The sequence below is a fragment of the Pueribacillus sp. YX66 genome (assembly GCF_041725775.1).
Taxonomy (GTDB): domain Bacteria; phylum Bacillota; class Bacilli; order Bacillales; family UBA6769; genus Pueribacillus.
On record NZ_JBEUEL010000011.1, the window covers coordinates 82,386 to 92,876 of the forward strand.

10 protein-coding genes are annotated in these 10,491 nt (G+C 37.0%); 5 read left to right on the forward strand and 5 right to left on the reverse strand.

Annotation, left to right across the window (positions count from 1 at the left end; all coding sequences use genetic code 11):
* Window positions 1-372: 372 nt before the first annotated feature.
* Entirely contained in the window at window positions 373-2,085 is a 1,713-nt protein-coding gene (locus tag ABU914_RS07165; RefSeq protein ID WP_379669048.1) for a sulfate adenylyltransferase, read from the forward strand.
* Between the two features lie 980 nt (window positions 2,086-3,065).
* Here ABU914_RS07165 and ABU914_RS07170 read toward each other — a convergent pair.
* From ABU914_RS07170 to ABU914_RS07180, 3 genes are read right to left on the reverse strand one after another with little or no spacing between them, the layout of a single operon-like run.
* Window positions 3,066-3,305: a T7SS effector LXG polymorphic toxin gene (locus ABU914_RS07170; protein WP_379669049.1), complete on the reverse strand. Its 240-nt coding sequence runs from the start codon at window positions 3,303-3,305 to the stop codon at window positions 3,066-3,068.
* A 36-nt stretch (window positions 3,306-3,341) separates the two neighbouring features.
* On the reverse strand, window positions 3,342-3,698 hold the full coding sequence (locus tag ABU914_RS07175) for a DUF3958 family protein (protein WP_379669050.1): 357 nt from the start codon (window positions 3,696-3,698) through the stop codon (window positions 3,342-3,344).
* Between the two features lie 13 nt (window positions 3,699-3,711).
* Window positions 3,712-3,963, reverse strand: coding sequence for a TIGR04197 family type VII secretion effector (locus tag ABU914_RS07180; RefSeq protein ID WP_379669051.1), 252 nt, complete (start codon window positions 3,961-3,963; stop codon window positions 3,712-3,714).
* Window positions 3,964-4,538: 575 nt separating this feature from the next.
* Here ABU914_RS07180 and ABU914_RS07185 point away from each other — a divergent pair.
* Genes ABU914_RS07185 through ABU914_RS07200 form a run of 4 tightly spaced genes read left to right on the forward strand, consistent with a single transcriptional unit; the run spans window position 4,539 to window position 7,200 of the window.
* Complete coding sequence (locus ABU914_RS07185; RefSeq protein ID WP_379669052.1) at window positions 4,539-4,820, forward strand: TIGR04197 family type VII secretion effector; 282 nt, start codon at window positions 4,539-4,541, stop codon at window positions 4,818-4,820.
* 52 nt (window positions 4,821-4,872) lie between these two features.
* The gene (locus ABU914_RS07190; RefSeq protein ID WP_379669053.1) at window positions 4,873-6,297 is read left to right on the forward strand and encodes a T7SS effector LXG polymorphic toxin; all 1,425 of its coding nucleotides are present in this window, start codon (window positions 4,873-4,875) and stop codon (window positions 6,295-6,297) included.
* A gap of 15 nt (window positions 6,298-6,312) precedes the next feature.
* Entirely contained in the window at window positions 6,313-6,894 is a 582-nt protein-coding gene (locus ABU914_RS07195) for a hypothetical protein (protein WP_379669054.1), read from the forward strand.
* Window positions 6,895-7,200: a DUF4176 domain-containing protein gene (locus ABU914_RS07200; protein WP_379669055.1), complete on the forward strand. Its 306-nt coding sequence runs from the start codon at window positions 6,895-6,897 to the stop codon at window positions 7,198-7,200.
* 87 nt (window positions 7,201-7,287) lie between these two features.
* On the opposite strand, the gene ABU914_RS07205 is transcribed toward ABU914_RS07200, so the two are convergent.
* Both ABU914_RS07205 and ABU914_RS07210 read right to left on the reverse strand, forming a co-directional pair.
* Window positions 7,288-9,492: a transglycosylase domain-containing protein gene (locus ABU914_RS07205; RefSeq protein WP_379669056.1), complete on the reverse strand. Its 2,205-nt coding sequence runs from the start codon at window positions 9,490-9,492 to the stop codon at window positions 7,288-7,290.
* A gap of 269 nt (window positions 9,493-9,761) precedes the next feature.
* Window positions 9,762-10,319, reverse strand: coding sequence for a hypothetical protein (locus tag ABU914_RS07210; RefSeq protein ID WP_379669057.1), 558 nt, complete (start codon window positions 10,317-10,319; stop codon window positions 9,762-9,764).
* Between the last annotated feature and the right edge of the window lie 172 nt (window positions 10,320-10,491).

The following is a 10,491-nucleotide window of genomic DNA, read 5'->3' on the forward strand; positions in this document are numbered from 1 at the left end:
TTAAACTTACCATCATACATTACGATCTCGGACTATGCGGTTAACTGGGGCAATAGCTTGCATCATATAGCCTAGGAAGCTTAGAAAATCTTTAAACTCGTGCTATTTGACTTTTTATAAAGAAAATATAAAGTGCAACATACAATCTACTTAAATAAAAATCAGTTCAAATGAGCTTAAAATTTTACCTTTTCGTGGCATCGAAGACATGATAATATTTATGTATAGATATGAAAACGTTTTCTATGACTGTTAGCGGATTCATTTTATCCGTCGCTATTATGAATGATGAACATATCATTTTCATGGATGCATAAATTTGATTTTAAAAGGTTGAAAATTTGCAAAAGTACGTCAAAAGGAGAGATAAATATGAAACAAGATATTTTAGCTAGATACCCACAACAGCCTCACGGAGGCACACTTATAAACAACGTATTAACTGGAAAAAAACGCGAAGAAGAACTTGCCAGAGCAAAACAATTGCCTACAATAATGGTTGACCTTGAAGCAGTGATTACGATCGAGATGATTGCAACAGGCGTACTTTCACCAAATGAAGGATTTATGAATGAACAAGATTACAAGTCTGTTCTTAAAACGGGTCGGTTAGCAAATGGACTCGTATGGCCTGTGCCGCTAAGCTTTGCACCGATCGGGGATCGCAATAAAGAAATCATTCAATCGCTTTCCATCGGAGATGAAGTAGCACTTGCTGATGATACGAAAGAACCTGTTGCCATACTAAAAATCGAAGATATTTTCGATTACGACAAAACAGAACGAGCCTCTTATCTCTTTGGAACAACCGATCGGAACCATCCGGGAGTTGATGCAATTTATCGTCGCATGGGAGACATTTCTCTAGGCGGTCCACTTACGCTCCTGCGTCGCGCTAACTGGGGGCCTTTCGAAAAACTTAGAATGGAACCAAAAGACACGTGGCGCCTCTTTTTTGAAGAAAAAAAATTTCGGTCTGTCGCTGGTTTTATTACAGGAGCAAATCCGCTACATCGAGGGCATGAATACATTCATAAAAACGCACTTGAAGAAATTGACGGCTTATTGCTTCAGCCTCTCGTTGAAATGGCAAAACGCGAATATACTCGCCATGAGTTTCGCATGCTTGCCTATCGGACCGTACTCGACACATATTATCCAAAAAACCGTTCAATACTTGCGCCATTGCGAGTGACTTACATTTTCGCTGGACCTCGTGAAGCTGTTCTGCACGCATTAATTATGAAAAATTACGGTTGCACGCATGCATTAATCGGACGAGATCACGCTGGAATCGGTGATTACTATGATAAATATGCGAGCCATACCATCTTTGACGAATATACACCTGAAGAGCTTGGGATCGACATCCGACTGTTCCATGAAGTGTTTTACTGCCTGCGCTGTGATAATCCTGCATCTGAGCAGTCCTGTCCACACGATAATCACTATCGCATCCGAATCTCAGGCACGAACATCCGTGAAATGCTTCGTCATGGTATTTTACCGCCTAAAGAAATTGTTCGTCCGGAATCTGCAAGAATTGCGATGCAAGGCATCCAACCTAAAGGTACCGATGAAAACGGAGAAGCCGTTCTACCCGTTGGTAAAATCGTCAAAGGTACGTTCCCATTTTATACTAAAAGAACACGTTTAGGCGGCCCAAAAAGAGAAACACCGTTAACACAAGACGAACTAAACAAACGTGATTTAGAAGCAGTAATTATGGACGTTCGTGAAAATGCCGACCGTGTATATAAAGAAGTGTTCGATGAATATAGCAATGTCGGTGATACAGATCGAAATTTGCAACCTGAATGGAGAACAGATGCCCTCGATGCGCTAAAAACTCAACAACAAATGGTCATTCAAGATCTTAAAGAAAAGGTTGCGCAAGCTCCTAACGTTGCTTCCGATGAATTCATGTATCAAGATAAAGAAGAAGCCGAGCGTGAATTAGAAATGGCGAAAAAGATTCTCGATGACATTCCAAAAACACTTCGCAATGACGATTTAAAATACCGCACATGGAATCCTCTTCCGTACAAACGTTATCGTGGTAGTGATGAATCGAATGAAGAGTAAAAGTGATTTGCTGAAATTTTCAATTGGCGAGCTGATGTGATTGCGAAAACAAGGACTTAACCTTCGAAATGGTTAAGTCCTTTCTTTAATATGATTTACTTTCGTCCAACTAAAGTGAGCAAATCAATGGTGACATCTCGAATCTGGGTCCAAAAACGCATCAATTTTTTCTTGATTAACACGCTAATGGTGTCATGTGAATTATATCTCCCGATTCATCTCGATTCCATTTTTTTTCGATCATAGAATCATAATTGGGAGGTTCTCCGATAGTTTTATGAAATTATTTCGTCATGCTATTCCTTTCAAAATAAAAAATCACAGGCATCTATCTGTGATTCAGCGTAAAAAAAAAAGAAAACTGACGTTTTTTAACCAAAAATTAATGCTACGAATATTGATGCGTCTGGCTAAACGGGAAAGGCAATGACAGCGGAAGTATTCTATGCAAATGTTATTTTTGAACAAAAAAACAGACAGCATGATCCGTCTTTCTTCAAAGTTACATATATAGTCAAAATGAGGATTATTAAAAATGGACAGACTCATCCCTCTACTCTGCATACATAAGCAGAGCCTTTGAACATATGAAGTTTATTGTTCAAAGTTTCGGGCGAAGTCTGACAAATACACTTAATAATCCTCCTCAAACTATTCAATTGTAATCTTCTGTAGTATAACCTAAACAAAATAAACGTTAAAAGAGCTTTTAAAGTTTGTATCTTTATCATATTGATCATAATTATTAAGCGTTCTCATTAACTAAATTTCCTAGTTTGTTATAAACCCAATATTTTATAGACAACTTTGTTGTCCGAACATCTCTCTATCGCCCAACTCACTGCAGGGGCACTGACTTGTACTCGCTCCATCGATTGAATATTCGATTCTAACTGTTGATTTTAGTTTTCTAGCTGATCGGATTGCAAACTTCAGCAATGTAGCGTTCTGGAAACTGTTGATGTGCTCGAAGCATCATTTCACTTAAATAAAATAATCCCATCGGCTAACGGAATGTATGTTCGATTAAAATATTGTTTTGCAGAATGATATGTTTTCCCTTTTAGTTCAGGTTCCAATGCAAATTCTCGTATACTCTTTTCTACATTTTCCATTTCTTTTATATACGAGCGACACATCTTTAAGACCGAAGCGGTTGTTGCTGAACTTCCGATAAAAACATCGTAATGGTCATGAATTGACCCCCTAATCAAAGCCATGCTCTGTTTTCAAATGAAAAACAGCACTAAACTGCATCAATGAGGCTCTTCATCATTGGCCTCTGTAAGAAGTCTCATTTTATAACGCAATTCAGACGCTTTTTCTTCAAGAGCTCTTGTTTTTTTATTTAACGATGTGATCTCGTCTTCAAGTGACTGAATAATATTTCGTTGACGACGCTTTAATTCCTGATCAGTATCTTGAACAGCAAAGCTCATTTCACCATGCTTCCAACATTGTTTTAAATCTTGAAACAATCGATCTTTTTGCCTAGATAATGAATGTAATTCATTTTCTACTTTTAATAATTTTCGTTTTTCTTTTGTAACAGAAAATATCTCTTCCGAAACATTCTTTAACTGATCGTTTAGTTCAACCATTTTCTCATTCATTTATTACACCTTCTCACTTGCCTAATTTATTAAAACCTTGTCGAAGTAAAACGCCCATTGTTTCAAACTCTTCTGCAACACTACGAATGCGTTCAATATCTTGCTGTAAAGCAATAGTGAAAGTGCGAACAACTTTCTTTTCAGTTTGAATCGTTTCCTTTGCACGAATATTGCTTTTAACTGTTGTCTGAGTCGCAAACGAAACATGATTATCCCCAAATGATTGCAAGGCGTTTTCTAACTTTGTCACCACTCTTCGTGCCACTTCTTTATTGCTTTAAATATCTCTCATTCAATCACCCTCAATAGGATTCCAGTTTTACCCAGAATTTTCTTTTAATTTTATATAAAGTTAATGGATAATCAATAGTAATAAAGTTAGTTTTTATTGGTTAGTTATCATCTTAAAATTAGTATAGAAGTAAAGTTTTAGTTCAAAAACACTAAAAACCTAATTTGTTTATAAACTTTACTATAAATCTAAGCAACGCATCGAAAATGATTATTTCTCAAAATTATATTTTCCTGATGCCTTAAAGTACGACCGTTTATACAAAACAACGGAAGCATTACATTCTAGCAATCCGCTTAACCAATAGAGTCTAGCTCTCTAATCAAAAATTCTAAAATTCCTTTCACTAGTTATCTATTTTTTAAAAAAAGTGTAAACAAATGAGCATGAAAAACAATAACACTGTAGTCCGACTTGCCTAATTACAATAAAACGACATAATGCAACTTGTTACTCTATTCAAGCACCTTAATGATTGTTAAAATTTTACACAGTTACGTAAAATTTATAATCATTTTTAGGATAGCAAATTCGGGAGGAAATGTAAGATGTACGAAGTTCAAAGCAGTCATTCGCAAGTTCAACAAATCGTAAATGAAATGGAAAACGTCATACAATCGATAACAGGAGTCAAGCAAAATGTAGAAACTGCGAATCGAACAACTGTCTCTGGTAATGAAACAGCTAAAACGACGATAAACGAGCATAAATCAATGATGATTCAATTAATGAATGTTTTCAAGCAAGATGTAGAGCGTCTGCAAACCATCGCACTTGAGTTTAACCGAACAGATGTCGAGGCTGCGAATATGTATCGAAAATTAATTTAATTTACATTGAATAAGTAAAGTTAAGTTTTTCGCAAAAAGGATGTGAACTTTAATGAGCATTAACATGTTTCTTGGTGAGGTGGATAGTCAAACTAATTCGATTGTTTCCATATGCAACACCTATATTGAAGAAATGGTGAAATTCAGAAATGTTATTTTCAATTTCACTTCCCAAGAATCATTAAGAGGTAAAGCTTATCAAGCTGCTAAAACTTATTTTAATAGTGTATACATTCCGCTAGCAAATGGTGTTATCATGGCATCTGAAGCTATCATTGAGGCAAACAAAAAATTTCCAGACGCATTTCGCGCTGAGGTAGATGGAAACGATGTTATCGAAGAGCAGCTCATCGCTCAAATCAAACAAACCAATTCACTTATTGACTCTTATACAACTGTACAAACAATAAGCCCATCGATAAGTATGATGGTAGCGACGTTAAGAGCACTGAAACTAAGAATAGAGAGAAAACTAGAAAGACTTTATGCATTCAACGGAAAATCACCGACCTTTTTTAATGATGCAAAAAATTTGTTAAATCAAGTCGAATCCGGGATAATTGAAATTTCAAGCGGCCGTACATGGAATGCGAGTACAAACATGTTTTCGACAGATTCGATTAACATGGATTGGGCAAGAACTCTTAATCAACGTTGGGACGAGAATGTAGAAAGCTTGGAAGAAGAAGCGCTTAAATATATGCATGAATTAGAAAGAAAACTTCCAGATGTCACAGAAGAAGATGTTAAGAAGTTACTTACGATGACGAAACATTGCCCCGATGTTGAAGTGCCAGAAACATTGCTTGAATTTTTAATAAGAAAAGGTCCGGAGTTCGTTGAAAATTTGGAGGAAGAACTTAAATCAACAACAATTAGTGACTTCACAGCAAAAACATTAGAAACTAGCGGAGGTCAAGTGAAAAGCATTTCCCAATTAATAGCTTACTATTCTGCTACATGGGGACCAGAAAATACCCCGAATAGTTTTATTATGATGTCCCCAGAACAAGCTAACAAACTTAATCGAGCTGTAAAAATTGGAAATACAATAAAAAATGTTGGACGGATTTTGCCAGCTGTTGGTTCGGCGATTGACTTTGGCACTCAATTATATGAAGGTGAAGATGTAACCGATGCTGCTATCAAAACAGGTGCTCACGTTGCGATTGGACTTGCTGGAGGAAAAGCAGGGGTAGCAATCGGGGCTGCAATCGGGTCCGTTGTACCAGTCGCAGGAACAGCAGTCGGGGCTGCAGCAGGCTTTGTGATCGGTGTTGGAATTACAGCTATTGGAAGTGCAACGTTTGACTTTTTATATGATAATCGAGAAGAAATCTATGAAAGTGTTAAAGCAACGGTCAACTCTGTTGGCGAAAAATTAAATAATGTCGGGAAAGAAATAGGTAAAGGCGTTAAAAAAGCTGGAAAGGCTGTCGCTGGTTTCTTTAGCGGATTAGGTAGTGCTTTTGCATAATAGAAAGGTGATAATATGGCTAGATCGTTCGTTCCGTTTTATCATAAAAAGACGGAAGATTTTACGTTATATTACGATTATGAAGCAAACCATTTTTTTAAAAGCAAAGTAGGTAGACAACACCCCTTTCTTCCAATATTATCAGGTACAGCTGGGATAGTGATTTATGCCCTTTTTAAAAACAAGGTTCTTGATTGGGGGTTTACATATCCGATATCAGTTGTCTTATTTAGTTTATTTATTAGTTGTATACTCGCTTTGGGAGCAATGGGCGGACTTATGTATACAATGAATAAATACTTAGATAATCATAAAGTCATCGTTACCTTATCTCAAGAAGAAATTAGACACTATCTTCATGATGGAGAACGATGGTTAAAATCCAAAATGTTATTACTCTCGATGTTATTCTTTTTTGTGCTCATTAATATCTTGATCCTTCTGATTGTGCCGAATAGCGGCTTATTTTTCTTTACGAATACTGGTTTAAGTGCGGCTTTGATTATACTCATTTGGGGAATCAGACCGATAAAAAGAATAAAAATCTACAAACAATTTAAAAAAGAACTGGAAAATGATCAGTCGGAGTTGATTTAAATGGAAAAATTATTACCGTTAGGCTCAGTAGTCATGTTAGAAAATGGAGAACAAAAGCTAATGATTACAAGTCGTGTTCCACTCTATAATAATGAAGGAACAATTGGTTATTTTGATTATGGAGGGTGTTTATATCCAAACGGTCATGTTGATCAACAAATGTTCTTCTTCAACGCCTCCGATATTGCAGAAGTCTACTTTGAAGGATATGTCGACGATTCTGAATTAGAATTCCAAGAGAGATACAAAGAAGAAATCAAAAAGGTACAATATCCTAAACTTTTACTTGTTGATGAAGAAAATTAAAATAATTGATGAAAAAACTCGTAAACTGCTGTTCTTCACAGCCAGTTTGCGAGTTTTCTATTTGCCATAATAAAATCTTATGAACCTTTAGTCGTCATCATTATCATCAGGTTTTTCCGGTTCAGGATCTTCCTTTGGCGGTTCTTCATCTTTAGGCTTTTCTGGTTTTGGCTTCTCAGGTTTTTCTTTGTCTTTCTTGCCTTTATTTTCATCATGATCTTTCTTCTGATTGTCATCTTTTTCTTCTTTTTTCCGTTCTGAATCCTTGTCATTGTCTTTCTTTTTCTTGTCTTCTTCTTTTTTCCCTTTATCAGACTTATCCTCTTCTTTATCATCTAATTCCTTTTCGGGTGGGGGATCAGGGATAGTTCTGACAGAAGACGGACGTTTAAAATCAGGTGTTTCTTTCCCTTCAGAAACGTGAGCCATAATTTCTTTAAAAATCAGCCGAGCGATGCGCGTATCGTTTGATTTAACATACGTTTCCTGTGTGATTTTATCGTAACCTATCCATACTGAAGCAGTGTAGCGTGTAGTGTAGCCGACAAACCAAGCATCTGCTGCTCCCGACCCATAAATACCATCCGGAAGCTGGTTTGTACCTGTTTTTCCAGCTAAGGGTAATCCAGGAATATTTGCTAGTTGTCCCGTTCCTTGTGTAACAACAGCCTTCAGCATATCTGTAATTAAATAAGCGGTCCTCTCACTCATTGCCTTCACAGATTCGGGTTGAAGTTTCCGCTCTCTACCATCAAGATAAACAATTTTCCTTACAGCATGAGGCTGATTATACACCCCTTCGTTACCAAACGCTGCAAAAGCTCCAGCAAGTTGAAGCGGCGAAACTCCATCTTTAAAACCACCGATTGCATACGCAGGGTACACTTCATCTAACTCGATCCCGAGCTTTCCAGCAAAATCTTTTACTTCATCCGAGCCAACAGCTTGCATCGTTTTAATTGCGGGAATGTTATACGACCACTGCAAAGCCGTTTTCATCGTCACATTTCCGTGATACTTGTTGTTCCAATTTCTGAACACCTTTCCATTTAATTCAATCGGTTCATCTTTTATCATTTGGTTCGGTGTCCAGTTTAACTTTTCAATCGCCGGTCCATAAGCCATGATCGGTTTAGCAGTTGATCCAGGTTGACGTTTTAATTGAGTCGCATAATTAAAACCTCTTTCAATCTCATCCTCTTCCATGTTTCGCCTTCCACCAAGCGCACGTATTTCACCAGTTTCCGTGTCCAATAGCGCAACACTTGCTCTAAATTGCTCATCCGGATAATCAATATGTTCATCCGTCATTAATACTTTTTCCGTAAATTCTTGCGCTTTTGGATCAAGTGTTGTATAAATTTTTAATCCTTCAGTATAAATCGCTTTCTCATGAATACCTTTTTCTTTTAGCTCTTCAATAACATGATCAATAAAACTTTGATATTTCGTCTGTTTCTTTTGTTTTTTCAGCAAGTCTTTGACAGAGGTTAATTGCGCTTCCTTCTTTTCTTTTGCTGATATAAATCCATGTTTCTCCATCAAGGAAAGTACGGTATCTCTTCTTTTTTCTGCAAGCTCAGGATATTCAATTGGATTATAAGCGCTAGGTCTTTGTGGCAAACCAGCAAGTAATGCAGCCTCACTAATCGTCAGTTCCTCTACCGACTTAGAGAAAAATACTTCTGAAGCTGTCGCAATACCGTAAGTACCTTCACCGAAGTAGACTTTGTTTAAATATAGCTCTAAAATTTCTTCTTTTGAATATTTTCTTTCCAGTTTTAAAGCGAGATACATCTCCTGAATTTTGCGCTCAACTGTTTTTTCTGAAGACAAATAGGACAGCTTGACAAGTTGCTGTGTAATCGTACTGCCACCTTCCGCTCCAAAACCTTCTTTGACGTTTTCCACTAACGCCCCGCCAATCCGCTTAATATCAATCCCTTGATGACTCCAAAATCGAGCATCTTCAACGGCCAGAAATGCATTCTGAACCCTCTCTGGCACTTGATCTAACGATATGGTTTTACGATATTCTTCTCCTGCGATATCTAAGACTTTCTTATTGTTCATGTCATATATCGTAGATGATTGAGGGGCTACGAGCTGCTCTGGATTCAAGGGTGGAGCATCTTTTACGTAAGCAATACCAACAACTGCCAATACACCGACAAATAAAAAAAAGAAGATAAAAAGCGCTATCCCAGTTCGAATGGCTAGTTTCTTAAATTTACTTTCTCCTTTACTCCGCTGCTTTCTAAACTCTGAACGACTTGGATATTGTTCCCCCATAACGCTATTCACCCTCATCAGTAATCATGTTGCCAATCATTATTGAAAAAAAGGAACGGGCTAAAAATACGTAAGTGAATTTGCATTTTCCATTATATGATTGTATTTATTCGATAAGAGGAAATGACATATTTTCCGATAAAAAGTTTCGACATCAATTGCACAACAAAAAATATACAAAGGCTAAAAAACTAATTTCCATCAAGTCTTCTACCATTTTACTCTGTACTATTCTCATTACCCAAAAGTCTCACCAGCGTAACCTATTTTTAAAGATTTTTTTGTTCTTCAATTTTGTTAATCTCTCGGTTCAAGCGGGCCATATCTTGTTCAGCCATGTCCAAAAATTTCTTTAAATCCTTCTCCATTTCTCCTGCACCTTCTTTTAACTGTTGTTGAATATTCGAATAAATATCTAACATTTGGTCGATTTGATGACGTAAGTTTTCCACCTGTTCTTTCGGTTGCAAGCGCTTGTCAGCAGCTGAGTCCACTAACACATTTTGAAACCACTCAGCCTGTTCAGCGCCATCAAATTCTAAAAGAACATCAATCGTCTCATCACTGTCTGCCATACCAGCGATAAACAAAAATGGATCTGGTAATTGTACATCATGAATGAATCCCATATATGAAATTCTCGGCCAAATCCCAAATCGTTTCGTTGACATCCTTACACCAATGTTTGAACGTTCCAATGACTTGACAAAAGAAACTCGCTCAAGGCGTCCAGCAAGAAAACCTAAAAGGGCTATTCTTCCAGCATCTTGCACCCCTGTCATCGCAAAATTGCGAATAACCGCCCATTTATCGGTTCGCTTTACCAAGGAATCACCTTCTTTCATCAATCTTCTATCGTTTAATAACTACTGCTTATATTATAACGCATAAATTAAGACAACGTTCATCAAAGAAACCTTTCGTATGTGTCAAGTTATTCTCGGTTGTTCTTTTACACCAATATTTTCAGCACTCTATTTTTGTACGCTTTTTAGGCTA

Bases quoted from the DNA above. Each gene is read 5' to 3' on its own strand.
- ABU914_RS07165 (WP_379669048.1), top strand. From the start codon at position 373: ATGAAACAAGATATTTTAGCTAGATACCCACAACAGCCTCACGGAGGC.
- ABU914_RS07170 (WP_379669049.1), bottom strand. From the start codon at position 3,305: ATGGCTTTGATTAGGGGGTCAATTCATGACCATTACGATGTTTTTATC.
- ABU914_RS07175 (WP_379669050.1), bottom strand. From the start codon at position 3,698: ATGAATGAGAAAATGGTTGAACTAAACGATCAGTTAAAGAATGTTTCG.
- ABU914_RS07185 (WP_379669052.1), top strand. From the start codon at position 4,539: ATGTACGAAGTTCAAAGCAGTCATTCGCAAGTTCAACAAATCGTAAAT.
- ABU914_RS07190 (WP_379669053.1), top strand. From the start codon at position 4,873: ATGAGCATTAACATGTTTCTTGGTGAGGTGGATAGTCAAACTAATTCG.
- ABU914_RS07195 (WP_379669054.1), top strand. From the start codon at position 6,313: ATGGCTAGATCGTTCGTTCCGTTTTATCATAAAAAGACGGAAGATTTT.
- ABU914_RS07200 (WP_379669055.1), top strand. From the start codon at position 6,895: ATGGAAAAATTATTACCGTTAGGCTCAGTAGTCATGTTAGAAAATGGA.
- ABU914_RS07205 (WP_379669056.1), bottom strand. From the start codon at position 9,492: ATGGGGGAACAATATCCAAGTCGTTCAGAGTTTAGAAAGCAGCGGAGT.